The organism is Gilliamella sp. B3817 (assembly GCF_026536705.1).
Taxonomy (GTDB): Bacteria; Pseudomonadota; Gammaproteobacteria; order Enterobacterales; family Orbaceae; genus Gilliamella; species Gilliamella apicola_I.
In genome coordinates, this window is the sequence record NZ_JAFNNV010000001.1 from 603,785 (window position 1) to 626,444 (window position 22,660).

18 protein-coding genes and 3 tRNA genes are annotated in these 22,660 nt (G+C 34.5%); 3 read left to right on the forward strand and 18 right to left on the reverse strand.

Features of this window, described 5'->3' with window-relative positions; all coding sequences use genetic code 11:
* Positions 1 to 136: 136 nt before the first annotated feature.
* The 15 genes from purF to znuA all read right to left on the reverse strand — a co-directional run bounded on the left by purF (position 137) and on the right by znuA (position 18,590).
* Complete coding sequence (purF, locus tag J3U36_RS02620; RefSeq protein WP_267378369.1) at positions 137 to 1,654, reverse strand: amidophosphoribosyltransferase; 1,518 nt, start codon at positions 1,652 to 1,654, stop codon at positions 137 to 139.
* Between the two features lie 18 nt (positions 1,655 to 1,672).
* Positions 1,673 to 2,158 carry a CvpA family protein gene (locus J3U36_RS02625; protein ID WP_411597324.1) on the reverse strand — a complete coding sequence of 162 codons (486 nt, stop codon included), beginning with the start codon at positions 2,156 to 2,158 and terminating at the stop codon, positions 1,673 to 1,675.
* Between the two features lie 70 nt (positions 2,159 to 2,228).
* Positions 2,229 to 2,822: an SPOR domain-containing protein gene (locus J3U36_RS02630; protein ID WP_267351465.1), complete on the reverse strand. Its 594-nt coding sequence runs from the start codon at positions 2,820 to 2,822 to the stop codon at positions 2,229 to 2,231.
* The gene (gene folC / locus J3U36_RS02635; protein ID WP_416379817.1) at positions 2,803 to 4,107 is read right to left on the reverse strand and encodes a bifunctional tetrahydrofolate synthase/dihydrofolate synthase; all 1,305 of its coding nucleotides are present in this window, start codon (positions 4,105 to 4,107) and stop codon (positions 2,803 to 2,805) included. Before folC ends, J3U36_RS02630 begins: the two co-directional genes overlap by 20 nt.
* Positions 4,108 to 4,110: 3 nt before the next feature.
* Positions 4,111 to 5,016 (reverse strand): acetyl-CoA carboxylase, carboxyltransferase subunit beta, encoded by a 906-nt coding sequence (accD, locus tag J3U36_RS02640; protein WP_267351462.1) that lies wholly within the window; start codon positions 5,014 to 5,016, stop codon positions 4,111 to 4,113.
* Positions 5,017 to 5,305: 289 nt separating this feature from the next.
* Positions 5,306 to 6,844, reverse strand: a complete 1,539-nt coding sequence (gene murJ, locus J3U36_RS02645; RefSeq protein WP_267378374.1) for a murein biosynthesis integral membrane protein MurJ — start codon at positions 6,842 to 6,844, stop codon at positions 5,306 to 5,308.
* A gap of 211 nt (positions 6,845 to 7,055) precedes the next feature.
* On the reverse strand, positions 7,056 to 9,170 hold the full coding sequence (locus tag J3U36_RS02650) for a TonB-dependent receptor (RefSeq protein WP_267378377.1): 2,115 nt from the start codon (positions 9,168 to 9,170) through the stop codon (positions 7,056 to 7,058).
* 433 nt (positions 9,171 to 9,603) lie between these two features.
* A tRNA-Lys gene (locus J3U36_RS02655) sits at positions 9,604 to 9,679 on the reverse strand.
* Positions 9,680 to 9,815: 136 nt separating this feature from the next.
* Positions 9,816 to 10,550 carry a tol-pal system protein YbgF gene (ybgF, locus tag J3U36_RS02660; RefSeq protein WP_267378379.1) on the reverse strand — a complete coding sequence of 245 codons (735 nt, stop codon included), beginning with the start codon at positions 10,548 to 10,550 and terminating at the stop codon, positions 9,816 to 9,818.
* A gap of 59 nt (positions 10,551 to 10,609) precedes the next feature.
* Positions 10,610 to 11,089 (reverse strand): peptidoglycan-associated lipoprotein Pal, encoded by a 480-nt coding sequence (gene pal / locus J3U36_RS02665; RefSeq protein WP_267351457.1) that lies wholly within the window; start codon positions 11,087 to 11,089, stop codon positions 10,610 to 10,612.
* Between the two features lie 172 nt (positions 11,090 to 11,261).
* Entirely contained in the window at positions 11,262 to 12,572 is a 1,311-nt protein-coding gene (tolB, locus tag J3U36_RS02670; RefSeq protein ID WP_416379818.1) for a Tol-Pal system beta propeller repeat protein TolB, read from the reverse strand.
* Positions 12,573 to 12,965: 393 nt separating this feature from the next.
* Positions 12,966 to 13,781, reverse strand: a complete 816-nt coding sequence (gene mutM, locus J3U36_RS02675; RefSeq protein WP_267378384.1) for a bifunctional DNA-formamidopyrimidine glycosylase/DNA-(apurinic or apyrimidinic site) lyase — start codon at positions 13,779 to 13,781, stop codon at positions 12,966 to 12,968.
* 10 nt (positions 13,782 to 13,791) lie between these two features.
* On the reverse strand, positions 13,792 to 16,131 hold the full coding sequence (gene mrcB, locus J3U36_RS02680) for a bifunctional glycosyl transferase/transpeptidase (RefSeq protein WP_267378387.1): 2,340 nt from the start codon (positions 16,129 to 16,131) through the stop codon (positions 13,792 to 13,794).
* A gap of 115 nt (positions 16,132 to 16,246) precedes the next feature.
* A complete protein-coding gene (gene mepM, locus J3U36_RS02685) occupies positions 16,247 to 17,608 on the reverse strand; it encodes a murein DD-endopeptidase MepM (protein ID WP_267351450.1) in 1,362 nt (453 codons plus the stop codon).
* A 31-nt stretch (positions 17,609 to 17,639) separates the two neighbouring features.
* Positions 17,640 to 18,590, reverse strand: a complete 951-nt coding sequence (gene znuA / locus J3U36_RS02690; RefSeq protein ID WP_267351448.1) for a zinc ABC transporter substrate-binding protein ZnuA — start codon at positions 18,588 to 18,590, stop codon at positions 17,640 to 17,642.
* Positions 18,591 to 18,682: 92 nt separating this feature from the next.
* On the opposite strand from znuA, the gene znuC reads away from it, so the two are divergent.
* From znuC to J3U36_RS02705, 3 genes are all read left to right on the forward strand, one after another.
* Positions 18,683 to 19,456, forward strand: a complete 774-nt coding sequence (gene znuC / locus J3U36_RS02695; protein ID WP_267360448.1) for a zinc ABC transporter ATP-binding protein ZnuC — start codon at positions 18,683 to 18,685, stop codon at positions 19,454 to 19,456.
* A gap of 1 nt (position 19,457) precedes the next feature.
* The gene (gene znuB / locus J3U36_RS02700) at positions 19,458 to 20,255 is read left to right on the forward strand and encodes a zinc ABC transporter permease subunit ZnuB (RefSeq protein WP_267351445.1); all 798 of its coding nucleotides are present in this window, start codon (positions 19,458 to 19,460) and stop codon (positions 20,253 to 20,255) included.
* Positions 20,256 to 20,376: 121 nt separating this feature from the next.
* A complete protein-coding gene (locus tag J3U36_RS02705; protein WP_267351443.1) occupies positions 20,377 to 21,900 on the forward strand; it encodes a YifB family Mg chelatase-like AAA ATPase in 1,524 nt (507 codons plus the stop codon).
* A gap of 5 nt (positions 21,901 to 21,905) precedes the next feature.
* Here J3U36_RS02705 and J3U36_RS02710 read toward each other — a convergent pair whose 3' ends face one another.
* The 3 genes from J3U36_RS02710 to J3U36_RS02720 form a co-directional block, all read right to left on the reverse strand.
* Entirely contained in the window at positions 21,906 to 22,244 is a 339-nt protein-coding gene (locus tag J3U36_RS02710) for a DUF413 domain-containing protein (RefSeq protein ID WP_065557810.1), read from the reverse strand.
* Between the two features lie 135 nt (positions 22,245 to 22,379).
* Positions 22,380 to 22,455: transfer RNA gene (locus tag J3U36_RS02715), tRNA-Trp, on the reverse strand.
* 8 nt (positions 22,456 to 22,463) lie between these two features.
* A tRNA-Asp gene (locus tag J3U36_RS02720) sits at positions 22,464 to 22,540 on the reverse strand.
* Between the last annotated feature and the right edge of the window lie 120 nt (positions 22,541 to 22,660).

The window sequence follows — 22,660 nt, forward strand, 5'->3', positions numbered from 1 at the left end:
TATTTATCAATTTGATAATATTAATAATACATTAGTTCTCTTTATCTAATACTAAATAAAGCAGATAAAAAAGATAGAAATATTAGAATATTAGTATCTTTTTTTATAAAAATGTCATTTTCAGCAAGAATACTAATTATTGTTCTTCATTATATATTTCAAGATTTTCTGATTCTTTACTATTAAAAGCTTTTTGATTTTGATTTCTTGTTTGTTCTAATTGAAGCAAATAGCTTTCATCAATACTGTCTGTAATATATTGCCCATCAAACACTGAACACTCGAAATGATGAATCTTAGGGTTCTCTTCACGGATTGAGTCGATTAAGTCAGATAGATCCTGAAAAATAAGTCTATCTGCACCAATATCTTTAGCAATTTGCTCGACGGTGCGATTATAAGCGATAAGCTCACTGGCTGTTGGCATGTCAATTCCATATACATTAGGATGCCTAATCTCTGGCGCAGCCGAAGCTAAATAAACTTTTTTAGCACCAACAGAGCGAACCATTTCCAAAATTTTTTCCGAAGTTGTACCTCGAACAATAGAGTCATCGACAAGAAGGACATTCTTTCCTTCAAATTCAATGCGATTAGCATTAAGTTTACGTCTTACAGAAAGTTTGCGTGTAGCTTGACCTGGCATAATAAATGTTCGTCCAACATAACGATTTTTGACAAAGCCCTGCCGATAGGGTTTATTTAAAATTCTAGCAATCTCAAGCGCAGCATCGCAAGATGTTTCAGGAATTGGAATCACAACATCAATATCAACATCTTTCCATTCTCGTGCTATTTTTTTACCTAATTTTTGTCCCATCAATATACGTGATTGATAAACCGATACCCCATTCATGAACGAATCGGGTCGTGCAAAATAAACGTATTCAAAGATACATGGATAATATTGGGGATTGTCTGAACATTGTTGTGAATAAAATTGCCCATCTTGTGTAATGTAAATCGCTTCGCCGGGTTCGACATCACGTATAAATTCGAAATCAAGTATATCTAAAGCAACACTTTCAGAAGCAACCATATACTCCACTTTTTGATTATTTAAAATGCGTTTACCAATAACTAAAGGACGAATGCCATAGGGATCACGAAATGCAACCAATCCATGCCCAATAATCATTGCGACACAAGCGTAAGCGCCTTTAATAATATTATGTACATGACGTATAGCGGTAAAAATATTATCTGCAGAAAGGGGATAAGTTGGAAATTTGTCTAATTCACTGGCGAAAATATTAAGTAGCACTTCTGAATCAGAATTAGTGTTAATATGGCGTCTTGCTAATTCAAATACTTTATTTCGTAATTCGTTAGCATTGGTTAAGTTACCATTATGTGCAAGTGCTATGCCATAAGGCGAATTAACGTAGAAGGGTTGAGCTTCTGAAGGACTTGAACTTCCTGCTGTAGGATACCGTACATGTCCAATTCCTAATGTACCTTGCAAACGTTGCATATGATGTTCTTGAAAAACATCTTTAACTAAACCATTAGCTTTACGTAAACGAAAGCAGTTTTGTTCATCAATGGTTACAATACCCGCTGCATCTTGACCTCGATGCTGCAATACAGTCAATGCATCATAGATAGATTGGTTAACTGTACTACATCCTAAAATACCAACAACACCACACATACAATGATTACCTCAAAATTACTGCACTAAAAATGAAGACGAATGTTGTATAAAATCAAAAAACCAACGAATAATAACATGAAAATGAGGAATAAGTTGTGATTCTTTCCAGTATTGCGATTGCGAGAAGGGAGTGAAAGTATCAATAAAAAAGAGAACAGCTGCAACCACTAATATTCCACGTAATGCACCAAAGCAGATGCCTAATACTCGATCTGTCCCGGATAAACCTGTTTTTTGGACTAATAAGCCAATAACATAAGAAATAAATGAGCAAACGAGTAATGTCGCTAAGAAAAGGATAGCTATTGCGACAGAAGTACGGATCAATTCGCTATCAAAATAGGTTAAATACTGAGTAATATAAGCATAAAATCGGCTCGCAATGAAAAATGCCAGCACCCAACTAATCAGAGATAATGCTTCTCGAACAAAGCCCCGTATTATACTGACCATGGCGGAAAAAATTATTACGCCAATAATAGTAAAATCAATCCAATTCATCATAGTAACTCACAATTAATTATTTATAGGAGATATTATTTATTACTTTTATTTTTGAACAAATTTTTTTTTAATTAGTAATAATAATGCTTTTTTGTTTTGTTAAATTATTAAGATTATCGATTACTTGTTCTGCTTGCTCCCTTTTAGCATAAGGCCCAACTTGTAATTTTATTAATTGGTTAGGTTCTGGCTTTTTAGGAATAACTTTAACGTTATAATTGTTTAATCGTAATAACGCAACAAGTTCTTCAATCTTTTGCTTGTTTCTTAATGCCGCTATCTGAATCATATATAATTTTGAATCTTGCGTAGTTGTGACCGTTTGATCTGTCGTTATCGGTTCATTGACATCTTCTGCATTGATTTCAGGTGAGATTAATGAACTTGGATTTTGGTCTGTGTCTAGTGCATAAGGAAAATTAGCAACCTCACTTGAGTTATTTTGTGTAAAGCTGTCATCAGGAGTATGTTCGACAGATTGAAACTGCTGATTCACTATGTTCGGTTGTAAAATAGGCGTAGTCGATGTTGTTGTATTCGATTTATCGGTGATGATCCATGGTGCTATCAAAGCTAAAATAAGTAATAAAGTGGCAAAACCAACAAGTCGATTTCTCATTCTATTCTGATTATTTGAAGCGTTATTTTTGTCTTTCGTCATGATTAATTTCACTTAATTCATATTGCTCTAAAACTTCAGCTACCGTATGAAATGAACCACATACGACGATAATATCATTATCTTTGGCATCTTGCATTGCTTTTTGATAAGCATCCGCCACATGATCAAATGTTAAAACACTGGTTTCTTCTTTATCAAGCAAGTATTGCTTTAATACTTCAGCTTTGCAACCTCGCTCACCATAGAGTGTCGCGCAATACCATACATCGCCTTGTAAAATGGATAATGTACTTTTTATATCTTTATCTTTCAACATGCCAATAACAAATCTTATTTTACCTGTTTTGGATTGTTTAGCTTTTAATTGAGCTAATTGTTTAATTAAATAAGTTGCAGCATGTGGGTTATGAGCAACATCAATAATAACCAATGGTGAATGTTGTAGCGTCTGAAATCTGCCAACTAAGCTTGCTTGTTTTAATCCTTTAACGATATCGTCTTGGGTAATATTTAAAGAAGAATAACTTAATGCTGCAATTGCTGTCACAGCATTAGCTAACGGAACATTGGCTATCGGTAAATGATGATAATTTGCCAAGGGGGATTCAAAAGACCATTGATTATCATTAATTTGTTGATAAGACCAATCGCTATTTACCGTATAGATAGGACAGTTAACTGATTCTGCCACCAATGGAATGGTGACAGGAACATTTTGCTCACCAACAACAGCAATGCTTTTCGATTTAAAAATACCGGCTTTTTCACGCCCAATACTTTCTCGAGTATTTCCAAGATAATCTACATGATCAATGTCTATTGTTGTGATAACAGCAATATCTGCATCAACAATGTTGGTTGCATCCAGTCGTCCACCTAACCCAACTTCCAACACAACTACATCTAATTTTGCTTTTTTAAACTGATAAAGTGCTGCAAGTGTTGCATATTCAAAATAAGTTAAAGAAATATCACCACGAACTTTTTCAATTTCTACAAATGCGTTAACCGTTTCTTGGGCTGTTGACTCTTGATTATTAATTCTTACTCGCTCTGTGAAACGTAATAAATGAGGAGAACTATATACGCCAACTTTTCGTTTTGAAGCGAGTAAGATCATTTCCAATGTTCGGCAAGTTGTACCTTTACCATTAGTTCCTGCAACCGTAATAACATAGGGAGCGGGTTGCAAAATATCTAAACGCTGAGCAATGATTTTTACTCGCTCTAATCCCATATCAATAGTAGTAGGATGTAGTTGCTCTAAATAACAAAGCCATGTCTTTAAGTCAGACATGGCATTAGGTTTTTCATTTTGCATGATCAATTAAACTGTCTCATCAATTGTCATTTCATCGTTATTCACATCATTAAATGGATCGGGAAGTTTCATTAATTTTGCAATTAGGCTGGCAATTTTAGGTCTCATTTCTTTACGATGAATGATCATATCAATTGCGCCTTTTTCCAGTAAAAACTCACTTCGTTGGAATCCTTCTGGTAAAGTTTCCCGTACAGTTTGTTGAATAACGCGTGGGCCTGCAAAACCAATTAATGCTTTGGGTTCGGCAATGTTAATATCACCTAGCATCGCTAAACTAGCTGAAACCCCACCCATAGTCGGATCGGTCATGACAGAAATATAAGGTAAACCTTCATCTTGCATTTTAGCAAGTATTGCACTGGTTTTAGCCATTTGCATCAATGAATAAAGTGCTTCTTGCATTCTTGCACCGCCACTTGTTGAAAAACAAATTAACGGGCATTTATCGGCTATCGCTTGTTCAGCAGCACGGGTAAATAAAGCCCCAACAACTGATGACATCGATCCACCAATGAAAGCGAATTCAAAACAGGCAACCACAACAGGAATACCAAGTAATGTTCCTTTCATGACAACCATAGCTTCTTTTTCGCGTGTCTCTTTTTGAGCCGCAGTTAAACGGTCTTTGTATTTTTTAGTATCTTTGAATTTTAAAATATCTTTTGGCGCAAGATCAGTTCCAATTTCTACATCTGAATCCTCATCTAAAAAATGGTATAACCTGACGCGCGCAGGGATATGCATATGGTGATCACACTTAGGACAAACCTCTAAATTACGATCTAATTCAGCTTGGTAAATGACTTGTTCACAGTTACTGCATTTTGTCCAAACGCCACCGGGTATATTCGCTTTTTTATGATCTGATGATATATTATTTTTACTTAAAATCTTTTCAATCCAGCTCATTATGATTCTCTCATTGTGCTATACTCTAGAAAATATCGGGCTATTGTATAATACTTTGTGCTAATTCTTAATAGTTGTTTTAAATTTATCTTATTTGTTAACCATGTTTGTAAAAAATATTCTTTTGCCAAACAATCGTATTTTTTCATTTTAACGCTGATTTTAATATCCAACCAACTGAATATTTTAGATTAAATTATTGCATTTAAGTCATAAAGACAGCCTCTACTTCAATTAAGCGGTATGCTTACAATAATTCGGTTTATTCATAAAATTTTGAAAAAATCATTTAATCAATTCGTTTAATGAAATGCCTGATTTTAAACCCCATTGCAATCAATGATGCAAAATAGATAACGATACCTACCATGACCAATAACAATAAACGACTTATTCGTATTAACATTGAACCCGTTGACCAATCTGGTACTAATTTCGATCCAAACCATAATACTAATGACATTAACAGTACCGCTATCACAATTTTAATTAAAAATTTACCCCAACCTGGCTGTGGTTGATAAAGTTCCTTTTTACGTAATTGCCAAAATAATAATCCAGCATTAAAACATGCTGCCAGCCCAATTGATAACGAAAGACCAGCATGTTGTAGTGGACCAATAAAAACCATATTCATTAGTTGCGTTAAAATTAATGTGACAATCGCAATTTTGACAGGTGTCTTAATATCTTGTCTGGAATAGAAAGCGGGTGCCAAAACTTTGATTAGAATAAGTCCAAGTAAACCGATAGAATAAGCTATTAAAGCACGTTGTGTCATTAATGTGTCATTTATTGTAAATTGTCCATATTCAAAGAGTGTTGAGATGAGTGGACGAGAAATCACACCTAATGCGACCGTGCTTGGCAAAGCCAATAAAAAACAGAGACGTAATCCCCAATCTAATAATTCCGAATATTGTTTATGATCACCATTTGAAAAGCTTTTAGCTAATGACGGCAATAAAATGGTACCCAATGCGACACCCAGTACGCCAGCTGGGAACTCCATTAATCGGTCAGCATAATACATCCATGAAACCGATCCCGAAATTAAGAAAGAAGCAAAAATCGTATTAATGATTAGAGATATTTGCCCAACCGATACCCCTAAAATTGCAGGCCCCATTTGTTTCAACACTCGCCATACACCACTATCTTTTAAATTGATACGAGGTAGCACTAGCATACCTATCTTTTTTAAAGTCGGAAGTTGATAAAGCAATTGTAAAATGCCGCCGACTACGACAGATACCGCTAATGCCAGCACCGGTGGATTAAAATAAGGCGTTAAAAATAGCGTAAATACAATCATGCTAATATTAAGCAATGTCGGTACGAAAGCAGGAACCGAAAAGCGATTCCACGTATTAAGTACGGCACCAACTAATGAAGCAAGTGAAATAAAAAAGATATAGGGGAAAGTGATGCGAAGCATGATGGTTGCAAGTTCAAATTTGTCGATAGATTCTTGCATAAAACCTGGCGCTGTCAGCATAATAATAAAAGGTGCAGTCATTACCCCAATTAACGTAACGATAGCCAATACTAATGTTAATAGACCGGCAACATACGCAATAAAAGTCCGTGTTGCCTCGATCCCTTGTTGATTTTTGTATTCAGCCAAAATGGGGACAAATGCTTGTGAAAAAGCCCCTTCAGCAAATATTCGTCTCAATAAATTAGGAAGTTTAAAAGCCACAAAAAACGCATCGGTAGCCATTCCTGCACCAAAAAAACGTGCAATTATTGCATCTCGAACAAAGCCTAAAACTCGAGATACCATTGTCATTGAACTTACAGTGGCTAAAGATTTTAATAAATTCATAGATAAGATAGGAGCCAAAAAACAAATGATAGGCATAGTCTACAAATTATTCATTTATTTCACCATGCTTTTTTATAAATAATAATGTTTATGAATTGAAATATTGTTACTATTCAAACAATAAGCGGATTGAAATACTAATCAGACAAATATTATCATCAATTATTCAATATAGGATTTTTATTTCATTCCGCTTTTATTTCTTCATTGGTTATAATTTATAACTTGCAGTTAACAATACAGCTCTAGGCGTGCCAGGCATACTACTTGAACGCCAATATTCTTTTCCTAATAAATTTGTTACTGCAAAAGTCATTTCAAAAGAAGAAGATTGATACCCTATTGCAGCATTCCATACAACATACCCAGGACGTTTAAATTGATTTTTATCATCATTAAACATTGATCCCTTATAATTAACCTCAACTTCAGTAAACCAATTGTCGTAAGGCAAATAACGTATATTTAAGTAACCGCTATGCTTAGATGTATTGGGCAAATATTTTCCTTGATTAACTGGCATTTTTTTATCTTTATGAACTTTAGCTTGCTGATACCCAATACCGCTGTTAATGTACCATTTTGGTGTTAATTGTCCGATGATACTTAGCTCGATACCTTGACTACGGTCACTGCCTTTTACCTGCCAATTATAAGGATCGTTCACCGCATCGGGTTGATAACGAACGTTGTATAATTCAAGATTATAAAGTGCAATTTGAGAAGATAATTTATCATTTAACCAATCACTTTTTACGCCTATTTCATATTGCCTTGAATATTGTGGTTTATTATCGTAAACCGTTTTTGAGTCTGTTGAAATGGTAATCAGTCCTCGTCCACCATAAGGTGCAAAATTTTTACTATAGGAAGCATAAAAACTTTGCGATTCGATAGGTTGCCAAATTAAACCGATTCGAGGGCTTAACGAGTGACCATTATATGAACGGCTTTGATGTTTAATTTTATCATCTGATGCAAATTCGTAATTGTCATAGCGTAAGCCCATCAACAATTTCCATTGTGATGTAAAACTCATTAAATCTTGCCAATAAATCCCTTTTGAAGTCGCTTTATGATTCGTTTTAGTATTTAGCTTATTGTAATGTGGTTTTTTAGAATTCCAGTGTGGATGGTAAGGATCAACGACTTCAGGGTAAACACTCGTTAATGCTAATCTAGGTTGACGTTTTTCAATATTATATTCAATGCCGACTAACATATCATGACCGATACTTGCTGTAGTAAATTTGCCTATTACATCGAGTGTATTACTATAGGTTTTATTATCTGTTTCTTGCCAAGCTCGTCGAAATTGTAGTTTTCCTGCATAGTTACACGTTTTTCCACTATTTGTTTTGCCATTTAAATGACAATAATCACCACCATAAATATGGTCAAAATTTTGACTCGCTTGACGATAAAGGTTAGTTAATTTTAGTGACCAATCGTCATTAAATTCAAAACCTATCACCGAACGTAATGATTTAAAATTATCTTTTACGTAATCATCAGGATGCGCATAGGTTGTTTTAATTGAAACCCCTTTTGGTAAATTATAGTAAGCTGGTCCTCGGTCTGGTTTACGCCATAGGTGATCATGAGTATATTGTACTAACCAATTAAACCCGTCTAAATTATCATAGAGTATACTTGGCGATACCATGGTGTCTCTTTGTTTAATTCCTTTGCGAAAACTTTTTTCTGATTGGTGATCAACTGTCATTCGGATCGCTAGTTTCTCATCGACAACATGATTAATATCGACCATACCGCCATATTTATCCCATGAACTACTACGTAAGCTTAAAACAGCAGGTGAATCAAAATTAGCTTGTTTACTAATCATATTTATCATTCCCCCACCAGAACCACGACCATAGAGTACCGAAGCGGGACCTTTTAATATTTCCACGCGTTCAATATTGGCTGTACTTTGCCTAACTTGCCCACTTGCACGGACACCATCCCGATAAATATCGCCAGAACTTGCGGAAAAACCGCGTATTTTTATGCCTTCATCCCGCATATCATAAGTAGTATCAACACCGGGTAATTTATTGACGATTACACTTAAATCATTTTGTCCAAAAATTTTTTCTTGATCAATGTTAACGGAATTAATGGATTGAGGTATATCTTTAATATCAAATGGCATTTTTGTCGCGGTTGATGATTTTTTTATTCGCTGGTCATTGATATCGGTAATGTTGGCAACAACCTTCATTGTTTCGATGTTTGCAACATCGTCTATTTTATCTTGAGCGCTAACAAAGGGTACTGTACTTATTAGCCCCAAAATAGCGAATTGATGACTTAATTTCATTGTTTTTCCTATCTTTTATCATTTTATTATAATTTGTTTCAGTTGGCTAAAGTTAAAGCAACAATAAATATGATAATGATTATTATTTACATTTACAACTTATTTTCTGTTTTATAAAAATATTGCGACAAAGAATATTAAAATCTAACTGAAATTAAGCGTTATTCAATGGTTGTTTAAATGGATTGCGGTTTGAGTATATTTAATTAAAAGGAGGTCTCTGTATTTACCCTATCCTATAGATAGGCTGTAAAATAGATTGCTTTAAAATCGAGAAAATTTAACAAATGAACATAATTTTTTAACCCTTTTGTTGTGTTAACCCATCTTTTAAGCTTAACAGAATAATGGTTTAATATTATTTCCGATAAATATGATCACTAAGATTTGTTAAATTCAATTGATTGCTAATTTGATTTTGAAAGAGAGAAAGTGGTGGGTCGTGAGCGATTCGAACGCTCGACAAACGGATTAAAAGTCCGCTGCTCTACCGACTGAGCTAACAACCCATTATGAAGAGACGCTTTGCACCTTTTTTGCTATAGGTACAAGCAATTTCGGGTTGCTATATTACTTATAATTATTAGGTAATGCAACCCTTTTCTGAAAGCTTTTTTTCAAAAGCTGGTTTTTCATACGTTTTGACTAAAGTGAAGCGAGTTTCTTTTTGGCAAGGTTCACCGCATTTTTATCTTTAGGGTATTTATTGACTACTTGTTGAAAAACAGCTTTAGCATTCTTATTATCTCCTTTTTCAAGTAAAATCAAGCCTACTTTATAAAGACTATCTGGTGCTTTCGCTGAGTTTGCAAAATCTTTCACTACCGTTGCATAATGAAACGTCGCATCATCTTTTTTACCTTGCTTATAATAAACTTGACCAAGCCAATAATTCACATTAGCACGATATATCGATTTTGGGTAAGTTTCTAAAAACTTTTTAAAAGCTAAAATGAGTTCATTACTTTGATTAGCATCACTAATAAATTGCATAATAAAATTATAATCGGTTTTATCATTTCCTGTGGTTGTCCAATTTATTAAATTTGATGAAGTTGCACTCGATTCAGTTTGGGTAGTTTGTGATGTTGATTGATTAGATGAGTTGTTAGTTTGATTTGATGAGAATTCGGTACCATTGGTCATCTGTTGTAAAATCATTTTTTGACGTTCAATAGTCTGATTTAGTTGATATTTGGTATATTCCAATTGACCACGTAAGGTATCTACATCCGATTGTAAATCACTAATCTTTTGCTGACTCTCAATCAATAACTGTCCTTGTGCTTGTATCATTCTTTCTAATTCAGCATTACTTGCTGCATAACCGTAACCGGTAAACAAAAGCAATGTGAGTGATGTAATTATTTTTTTATGCATAAATGAAAACTCAATATAAAAAAATTAACGGCTGAACCTTCAGCCGTTATGAAATATAATTAATATACAACAACCGCTCGACGATTTTTAGCGTACGCAGCTTCATCATGACCTAATACGGCAGGTTGCATTTTACCAAATGATCTTATCAGCATTTGGCTAGAAGAGACACCATTCGCTTGTAGATAAGAAGCAACAGCTACAGCACGGCGTTCACCAAGTGCGATATTATATTCTGGTGTTCCTCGTTCATCAGCATGCCCTTGAATCACAACTTTCATTGAAGTATGAGCACGTAAGAAACCTGCATGAACATCTAACATGCGATTATATTCAGGTTTAACATTATATTTATCAAAATCGAAATAGACAGTATTCATTTCTTGTTGTTGTAATCTTGCAAGCAAAGCACGATCTTCTCTTGTTAAAGTATCGCTAAAATTACCATTCGCGTCGGTACCATTTTTAGAAGAACATGCTGTCAAAGCAATTAATGGTAAAGCTATAGCTGCTACCTTAAGATATTTAGAGAATTGCATTGTAATAACTCCTTTGTGTTTTTAAATAAATTAATATTTATTTTTAGCCGATCCAACTGATTTCAAATATCGTTTGTTACCAGTTTGGAAATAAAGTTGATATATTATATTTCTTAACTCTTCAGTATAAATTGAATATTTATCATTTTAATTTATCAAGTTCGACAGTAATTTATAAATAAGGTGACCAAGATGGAAATTTCACTTGTCCATCTGATACGGGTAATTCAGCTTTAAAAAAGCCATCAGTCGATACAAGATTCAAAATCGACCCTAATCCTTTCGTCGAACTGTAAATAATCATGGTACCATTTGGCGCAATACTTGGAGTCTCATCCAAAAATGTATCAGTCAATCTTTGGTAGGTTTTGGTTGCCATATCATATTTCGTGATGTGTTGTTCACCATTGTTAGTTGAAATCATTGCAATAAACGATCCATCTGGAGAAACACGAGCATTCTGATTTTGAGTATTATCCCATGTTAATCTTTGAGGTGTACCACCATTTATATTGATACTGTAAAGTTGTGGACGTCCAGCTTGATCTGACGTATAAACAATTGTTTGGCTATCTGGCATCCAAGAAGGTTCAGTATTATTACTTCGACCAGTTGTAATTTGAGTGATTTGTTTAGAATTTAAATCTTTAATATAAATATTTAAGTTACCTTCTTTAGAAAGTGCAAATGCCAACTTTGTACCATCAGGTGAAAATGCGGGAGCACCATTATGTCGAGGGAAAGAAGCAACGGTTTCAATGGCGCCGTTTTCTAAATTTTTCATGACCAATGCAGAATTTCCACTTTCGAAAGTAACAAACGCTAATTTTTTACCATCCGGAGACCAAGTTGGTGACATAAGTGGGGCTTTAGAACGATGAACGGTTACTTGATCATAACCATCATAGTCTGACACTCTTAATTCATGCGTGTACGGCCCTCTGTTGGTCTCTACAACATAAGCGATGCGTGTTCTAAAGGCACCTTTAATTCCAGTAAGTGATTCGAATATCTCATCACTTGCCGAATGTGCTGCCAAACGCACCCAACGTTGACTTATTGTAAATTGGTTTTCAGCCAAAATAGCACCCGGTTTATCAACGGTGTCGATTAATTGATAAGTAATGTGGTATTTCCCTGAAGCATCAGGTTGAATTGAACCGACGACAACAGCTGAAACGCCAAGATTTTTCCATACAGCAGAATTAACTTCAGATGCGGTTGTCGGTTTTTGTGGCATATTTGCGATATCGATTGGATTAAATTTACCGCTATTGCGTAAGTCAGATGCAATAATATTTTCAATTATTTGGGGTGGTTCTCCCGATCCTGTCCATTTAAATGGTGAAACAGCAATAGGCTTTGCGGTACTGACACCTTCAGTAATATTTATTTGAATCCCTGTATTATCTGCCCAACTATTACTGATTAAAGCAAATAAAAATATAGAACAAATTATCAAAAAGCGAGAGGCGTATTTGATCATCTTAAATTCCTTAAATTAAACATAAATAACTACGTTAGATTCACTATATATTAGTAGTTGGAGAAAAGTAATAAAAATTAAAACATACGATTATTATCACTTAAAAATGGCAATTTTTATATTTCAACAATTTCTACATACTTTTTCATTAAGAAAGATAGCCGATATTAAATAACAAGTCTATAGTATATGGAATAAAAAGGTTAATATAATTTTAACGCTTTTTTTGTTAAAAAGATTGGTTATGCTAATTTAATTTTTGAGTTATCAAAAAAAGAAAAATAATTGTTTTAAAATTAAAAATTTTCTAACTGTCTGAAAAGATGTTTTAGCCTAGTGTGTTTATTAACATATTTATTGTTTTGAAAAAAATAAGTATCCATTTGTTTTTTAATATTTTTGACAATTATCACAAAAAAAAGTATTCCGCTGACCTATTTTTTGCGATTTTATTATAGTTTTGCAATTATGGCATTCTTGTCCTTCTCGCCCATATACTTGTAATTTTTGAGCAAAATAACCAGGCTTTCCATTAGATTGAAGAAAGTCTTTTAGTGTCGTTCCACCTTGTTTAATCGATTTAGTCAGAACTTGCTTGATCGCTGAAACTAATCTTTCAAACTCGACTAATTGTAATGAATTCACTTTTCGATTGGGATTAATTTTTGCCATATGCAACGATTCCGATGCATAGATATTTCCTACACCAACAACAATATGATTATCCATAATCCAACTTTTAATTGGTATTTGACGATTTTTCGCTTGCGCCAACAGATACTCTGCTGAAAACGCATCACTCAAAGGCTCAGGCCCCAAATGGTTTAATTGAGAAACCTCTTCAAGCGAATTAGCCCAGAGCCATGAACCAAAACGTCTTGGATCAGTATAACGCAATACAACACCATTTTCTAAAACCAAGTCTATATGATCATGCTTTGCTACTTCCTGTTGTTCATCAAGTAAAATACGCAAACTACCAGACATTCCCAAATGAATGATAATCCAATTATGTGCTAGCTGTATCAACAAATATTTTGCACGTCTTTTGACATCCAAAATGACTTCTCCATGAGAACGATGAATGAGTTCATCAACAGGCCAACGTAATTTTGGTTGCCTAACTACTATTTGCTTTATAGTTTGTCCTTTTAAATAAGGCAAAATACCTAGACGGCTTGTTTCCACTTCGGGTAATTCAGGCATTTTATTTCACCTAATTATTTAACATTTCAGTGACCCAAGTTGGTACTTGCTGACTTGGAGTCGGTTGATTATTGTTGTTACATAAGCTTTGTGTATTGGTTGTCCAAACAGGTAATTTTCGACCACTACGATCATCACATTGCCACTGACCATTATCATCTATCGATAGCATGTAGATATTTTGAGGTATCGGGAGCGATAACCTTTTAGGTGGATTATTTTGTAAGTATTCACTATATATTTTTAATGCACCTGTTGCACCTGTTAATTTCATTGGCGAATGGTCATCCAACCCAATCCAAACAACAGCGACATTTTTACCATCAATTCCTGTAAACCAACTATCACGAGAATCATTACTGGTTCCGGTTTTAGCAGCTAAGTTAAATGATCCATATTTTCGTTTTAGAGACCGTGATGTCCCCGATTCCACAACTTGTTGCATAGCATAAGTTGTTAAATAAGCTGATTGCTGTGAAACAGCTTGAATCTGTTTAGGATAGTTTTGATATACCAATTCTCCCTTATCCGTTAGTACATATCTTAAAATAGATAACGGCGAACGTTGTCCATTGTTTGCAATCGTTTGGAACATTTGTGCTGTTTCTAAAGGTGTTAACTCTAAAGCACCTAATAACCGTGAAGGTAGATTCGTAATACGATCACTTGGCACACCCAATGCTTGCAGGGTATTTTTAGTCGCATCAAGACCAAGAGCCATCCCTAAGTTGACGGTTGGTACATTTAACGAAAGTGCTAAAGCATCCACTAACATGACACGATCACGAAACTTACGATCATAATTTTTCGGTTGCCAGTACGAACCATTATCAAGCTTTATTGAAAGTGGTGAATCATCCAACCACGTATTAAGTTGAAAACGATCCGGTTGCCCTAATGCTGTTAAATATGTTGAAGGCTTAGCAAGTGAACCAATTGCTCTTCGGGTTAACCATGCACGGTTGTAACCAGGATAACGAGGCTCTGCACTACCAATAATTGCACGAATTTCGCCGGTTTCTCGGCTAACAATAACCATGGCTGTTTGTAAATCTTTATTAGTTGATTTACGTAATTTTTCAATTTCATTCGTAACTGATTGTTCTGCCGCTGCTTGGGCAACAGGATCAAATGTCGTAAAAATCTTCATTCCTGAAAGGTGATCTGCTTTATCACCTAATTGCTTTCTTAATTCACTACGAACAACTTGCATAAAAGCAGGTTGTGGCGAAATAACACCACCTTTTGGTAAAACAGATAGTGGGCGCTGACTTAATAGATTATATAACTCATCATCAATAATTCCTTGTTGCTCGGTCAGCTTTAGAACAACATTTCGGCGTTCTAAAACTTGTTTAGGTTGCGTCCAAGGATTATATAACGAAGCCCCTTTTACCATTCCAACTAGAACTGCTTGCTGATCGAGGGTCAATTCATTAACAGGACGACCAAAATAGTAAAGGCTAGCAAGTGGAAAACCGTGGATCTCCTCACTCCCAGCTTGTCCAAAGTAAACTTCGTTTAAATACAACTCTAAGATACGTTCTTTACTATAACGAGCATCAAGAATCATCGCCATATAGGCTTCACGTATTTTACGGCTTAAACTACGTTCATTAGTTAAAAATAAGTTTTTTACAGTTTGTTGAGTTAACGTGCTTCCACCTTCGGTACGACCTGTGGTAAGGTTGACATAAATTGCTCGCCCAATCGAATATAAACTCACGCCATGATGATCATAAAAACGTTTATCCTCAGTGGCAACTAAAGTTTTAATCAGTGAATCAGGAAATGCTTTGAGAGGAACAAATAAACGTTGTTCTCCATTAGGTGAGTGCATCATTGTAATTAATTTTGGATCGATCTTAAGTAATCCAAAATCACGTCCTGTATCTAAATTAGTAATACGATCTATTCGATTATCATAGAACGTAATTCTAACTCGAAAAGCTTGTTCTTCACCATCAGGAAAAGTAAAAGGGCGACGGTATATTTCAACAGCATCATTACTGACGATGAATTCACCGGGTCGAGTAGCTTGCGTATCCTGTTGTCGATATTGTGCACCTATTAACAACGTTACAACATCGCTTAAACTGTATTCACTTTCTGGCTCAAGATCGATAATTTGACCATAAACAGCTGCAGGTAATTCCCAAACATTACCATCTATGCGTTCTTTTATTTGTTGATCGAGATAAATACCATACATTACGGTCACAGCCACAAAAACTAAAAACAGTTTAAATAGCAATGACAAAAATCGGCGCCAAAGTGAGCGTTTTTTATTTTTATTTTTTTTTACTTTTTGAGTAGGTTTCTTTTTTGTAGATTTAGTCGAAGTATTCAAAGCTCACCTAAAATTCGTCATAAAATATATTTCGTTATCATAACACAATTTTTCAAAGATATATCTGCCTTGTTTATTTAGCACATATTTAGCTTAAAATGGTGTATCTACAAAATTAATTATTAAATTCTAGTCGTGGTTTAATACTTTTCACTTTCGCAACAAAAGCGTTTTTAGATTTACCTGTTAAACCTTCATCTATAGGTAAATTAGCTGTTAATGGATTCACAGGTTTGTTATTGATATGTAATTCGAAATGTAAATGTGGCCCTGTTGAACGTCCAGTATTGCCTGACAATCCTATTTGTTCACCTTGTTTAACCTGTTGTCCTGGTTTAACTAGAATCTTATCTAAATGCATATAAGTCGTCATATACTGACGCCCATGCCTTATAGCGATATAATTACCTGCTGATCCACTATATTTAGCGATCACAACTTCACCATTCCCCACCGATAAGACAGGTGTTCCACGAGATACCGCAAAATCAACACCATTATGAGGCGCTATTTTTCCTGTCACAGGGTGTAAACGACGAGGATTAAATTGAGAAGAAACACGCGCTTTTTTTGCTAATGGATAACGGAAAAAACTTTGGGATAAGCTATCTCCATTAATATCATAATATTTACCGTCATCGGCGAGAACAGCATAATAGTCTTTTGAGCCATTTTTGAAGCGAACCGCTAACAATTGGCTATTCGATAAACGGTCGCCATGCATCTCACGAGACAGAATAACCGAAAATTTGTCGCCAATTTGTAAGCGTTTAAAATCTAATCGCCATTGTAAAGCACGAGTAATAATACCGATTTCAGTACTAGTTAAACCACTTTTACGGGCATCAGCAATAAAATTAGATTTTATTTCACCTTTAATAACAACTTCTTGTAAAATTCCTTCGACCGTTTCTGAATTCTCAACAAAGTCATTACCCGATTTTTCGTACATTCGGATATTGTTACTTGAGATAGTCCAGTTCAAGTTTTGTAAATTATGGTCATCGTCTGTTGTCCACATCAACTGTTGACCAATTCTTAAATTAGCAAGCTGTTTAAATTTGGACGTTAATTCATAAACATCATTTCGATTTACGTTATAGCGTAATAAGATATCATGTAAGGTATCGCCCCGAACAATGGTATATTGTACAGTATTATCTTTTTCATCAATGATTTTATCTAAGTCATCTTTGACAATTTCATCTTCCGGTTCATCAGAGGATTCTATCACTGTAGAATTTGAATTACCGTCGACTAACTCAACCTGACCTTCTCCAATACTTACAGGCACAGAAGTATTATTCACGGTTGTTTCAACTTGAGGATTCAACGGTATATAAACCGTGCGATCCAAATTCAATGGTCGCCATAATATCGTAAAAAAGATAACAACAAGAAGAACGCCTAATATTGAAAAATAGGGAAATTTCACTTTGCTTTTTTCAATATGACGATTTTCAATCTTTCGAGCCAAAATAAACCTTAACTATTTATTATCTATCTGATTATTTATCTAAACAATCCAACAATTGCTGAGTTAATTTCATTAAAAATTGAAAATACGCATCTTTTGAAGGCATTATATCGGTCCCCAAAGGATTCAATTCTCCAATTCTGACATTTGTTCCATTAACCAATTTTTCAATAACTGCTGGGCTAAACTGAGGCTCTATAAAAACACATACTGCTTGGTGTTCTTTTAACTTTTGTTGAATAGCATAAACTTTTTGAGCGCCCGGTTGAACTGCTGGATTTATAGTAAAACTACCTAGATTTTTTAATCTAAACTGTGATTCAAAATACCCATAGGCATCATGAAATACAAAATACCCTCTATTTTGGACGTTTATTAATTTTTTTGCAATGTTTTGTTCTGTTTCAGATAATTTTATAGTGAATTCGTTTAGATTTTCGTCAATTTTTATTTTTTTATCTGGATAAAGGGTGATAAGTTTATCATGAATGGATTGCGCAATAATTTTTGCTATTTCAGGCGAAAGCCAAATATGTTCATCATATTCACCATGATGATCATGGTCTGATTGATGATGATTTATTTCTTCATGAGAATGATCATCGTGATTAGTTCGAAGCAAAGTCTTAATTGCAGGAATTTCCATTAATTCAATTTGCTTTTGTTTATCGATATTTTTCAATAAGGTTGGCATAAAGGTTTCCATATCTTCACCAACCCAAATAACTAATTCCGCTGACTTAATATTCTTTAAATCAGAAGGTTTTAATGAATAAGTATGAGGAGAAGCACCGTCCGGTAAAAGAATTTCTGCATCAGTGATGCCTGATGTAATAGCTTGAGTAATAAAACCTATCGGTTTAACCGACGATATAACCGTAGCATTAGCATAATTACTTGCACTTTGTATTATTAATATTGGGGTTAAGATTATTAAATACTGTATAAACAGTTTAAAAGTCTTCACGATATGATTTTTCACGTTATTATCCAATGCTATAATTTATGATAGAATAAAATTTAATATTGTTATAATATAACATAACATTTAGGTGAGCAAGGGCTACCCGTTACATGACTCAATTAATTTCACTTGAAAATGTCTCCGTTGAAATCAATCATCAAAAAATATTAGATAATATTTCATTAGCTATTAAGCTAAATCAGATTATTACATTACTTGGGCCTAATGGTGCAGGTAAATCAACGCTGGTTAAAGTCATATTAGGATTACTACCCCACTCTTCGGGACAGATTTGTCGTTTACCGAATTTAACAATTGGTTATGTTCCGCAATCGATAAATTTAAACCCAACTCTCCCTATTACTGTAAAGCGTTTTATGCGGTTAAATAAACAATTAAAAAATGACGATATTTTAAAAACGCTTTCACTTGTTAAAGCAGAATACTTAGTCGATAAATCAATGCATCAATTGTCGGGTGGAGAATTACAGCGTGTTTTACTTGCTCAAGCTTTAGCAAAACAGCCTCAATTACTTATTCTTGATGAACCGACACAAGGCGTAGATGTTAATGGACAAATTCTTTTATATGATTTAATTGCTAATGCAAAAAAACAATTTAATTGTGGGGTATTAATGGTCTCGCATGATCTCCATTTAGTCATGGCTAAAACGGATGAAGTCATCTGTCTGAATCATCATATTTGTTGTTCGGGTACACCTGCTACTGTGTCAAATGACCCTGAATTTGTCTCCCTATTTGGTCAACACGGTGCATCACAAATCGCTGTGTATAAACATCATCACAATCACCAACATGACTTATGTAGAACATCGGCTGATCATCAACATGATAAATTAATGCATATAGAAAGGGATCATTAAAATGATTGAATTGTTATTACCTTCTTTGTTAGCTGGATTAAGCTTAACAACCATTACCGGTCCATTAGGAACGTTTGTTGTTTGGCGTAGAATGTCTTATTTTGGTGATACTTTATCTCATGCAGCTCTACTCGGTATTGCTTTTGGTTTTTTATTAAATATTAATCTATTTTATGCAGTAATTCTTGTGACACTGATTTTAGCATTAGGATTACTTTGGCTAGAATCCCAGAAACAACTTCCTATTGATACATTACTGGGTATTCTTGCTCATAGTGCGTTATCTTTAGGTTTAGTTGTAATCAGTCTAATGGGAAACATACGGATTGATTTAATGGGTTACTTATTTGGTGATCTGTTATCGATAACTTACACTGATATCTCTCAAATCGTAATTGGTGTAATATTTATCGGTTTATTATTGATTTGGCGCTGGAATGATTTTCTTTTTATTACCGTTAATGAAGAATTAGCTTTCATTCAAGGTATTAATATTCGATTAACAAAATTAATTCTAACACTCCTATTAGCCTTTACTATTGGTATTGCAATGAAATTCGTGGGAGCACTGATTATCACCTCTTTACTTATTATCCCTGCAGCTACAGCTAGATACTTTTCCAAAACACCTGAAGTAATGGCTATACTTTCAATTATTATTGGAATGATATCGGTATTAAGTGGTTTACTATTTTCATTTCTCTATGACACACCGACAAGTCCATCAGTAGTTTTAAGTAATGCTGGCTTATTTTTTGTGTGTTTATTTGTATCGAAGTTTTTTACTGATAAAAATTAACTATTCAAGAAAAATGGCAATGTTAATTGGACACTACATCACAATAAACCAATATTAAGCCACTTCTCTCATTTTAACAAAGTAACATAATAAATCATTTTAACCATTAATGATTATTTTTATGTCACTTGCAATTATCTACACACGAGCATCTATTGGTATACAAGCACCATTAATAAATGTTGAAGTCCATATTAGCAATGGACTACCAGGCTTTGTATTAGTTGGTTTGCCTGAAGCAACAGTCAAAGAATCTAAAGATCGGGTACGTAGCGCTATTATTAACAGTGGTTTTACGTTTCCTGCCAAGAAAATAACTGTAAATCTATCACCTGCTGATCTTCCTAAAGAAGGAAGTCGTTTCGATCTGCCGATTGCCATTGCAATTTTAGCGGCAACGGAGCAAATTCCTGCTCAGGATTTATCGCAATATGAATTTTTAGGTGAACTGGCGCTATCTGGAAATATTCGCGCTGTGAAAGGTGCTATCCCTGCTGCGATTTCATCACAAAAAAGTCATCGCACATTAATTATTTCAACAGAAAATCAGTCTGAAATTTCTTTAATTCATCATAGCAATGCATTAATCACCAATAATTTATTTGAATTGTGTCAACATCTCAATCATGAAGTGAGTTTATCTAAAGTAAATTACCGTCTAAATGATGATGTAGAAAGTGAAACAGTTAATTTACAAGATGTCATAGGCCAAGAACATGCTAAAAGAGCTTTAGAAATTGCAGCCGCTGGTGGACATAATTTATTGCTTATTGGACCACCTGGAACAGGCAAAACTATGTTAGCCACTCGTTTAACTTCTTTATTGCCGCCATTAACCGATGATGAAGCTCTTGAGAGTGCAGCTATCACTAGTTTAGTCAGTCTAAATGGTTCAATTAAAAATTGGCGTAAACGGCCTTTTAGATCGCCACATCATAGCGCGTCAACTGCAGCACTAGTTGGTGGAGGAACAATTCCAAAACCGGGGGAAATTTCACTGGCACATAATGGCGTATTATTTTTAGATGAATTACCTGAATTTAATCGTAAAGTTTTAGATGCGTTAAGAGAACCCATTGAGTCTGGTGAAATTATTATTTCAAGAGCAAATGCTAAAATACGCTTTCCAGCTAAATTCCAACTTATTGCTGCTATGAATCCAAGTCCTACCGGTCATTATCAAGGAACACACAATAGAACGACGCCTCAACAAGTCATTCGTTATTTGAACCGACTTTCTGGTCCATTTCTTGATAGATTTGATATCTCTATAGAAGTACCACTTTTACCAAAAGGTTCACTAAGTCAGAAAAAAGCATCTGCTGAATCAACAGTATCTATTAAGCAAAGAGTTTTACAGGCAAGAAATACACAATTTGATAGGAATAAAAAATTAAATAGTCAATTAGAAGCAAGTGAAATTGAACACTATTGCCAATTATCTGACGATAATAATGAATATTTAGAACAAGCCTTAATCAAGTTAGGACTTTCAGCTAGAGCTTGGCACCGAATATTGAAAGTATCTAGGACAATTGCGGATTTAGAAGGTTCAAAGAACATAGAACGAAAACATATTTCAGAAGCTTTAAGTTATCGTTCTATGGATAGACTGTTAATTCAATTACACAAAAATATTGGTTAACAGAATCAGTCATCATTATCGACAAAATCATCGTTTACATCAATTTGCGGTTTTCCACCCGATAATGTATGAAAACGTTTTGGTTTATTAATACGAGAAAGGTATTTAAGCCAAACTTTTTCAAAATCGGTTGCAGGCTCTTTTTTACCTTTACAAACTGCAACAAATGATTTTTCTTCTGCTGTTGTCGGTTTTTTTGTTTCTGCATCAAGATCTTTAAATGCACAACCATGCTTTTCTAAAATTTGTGCTTCTTTAATAGTAAAATCGCCATGACGAGAAAATCCTCGTGGATAATTTTTATTATCAAAAAAACGTTGTTGACTTACAAAACTTTCAGCCATTTTTTTTCCTCTGGATTGTAAAAGTAGTTGGGCGGAAATTATAATTAACTAAGTAAATCTGTAAATAAATTTTTTTTATTTATATAGATAAAAATAATCAAACGACTAAAATTAAGACAAATTCATGATTTTTTGTGGCAGGGGCGGAGAGTCTCGAACTCCCAACACCCGGTTTTGGAGACCGGTGCTCTACCAATTGAACTACGCCCCTAAATAAGGTGGCGGAACGGACGGGGCTCGAACCCGCGACCCCCTGCGTGACAGGCAGGTATTCTAACCAACTGAACTACCGCTCCACCGTATTTGGTATGATTACATAGCATAACTTAAAATTTAAAAGTCTGGCGGCACCCTACTCTCACATGGGTAATACCCACACTACCATCGGCACTACGGCGTTTCACTTCTGAGTTCGG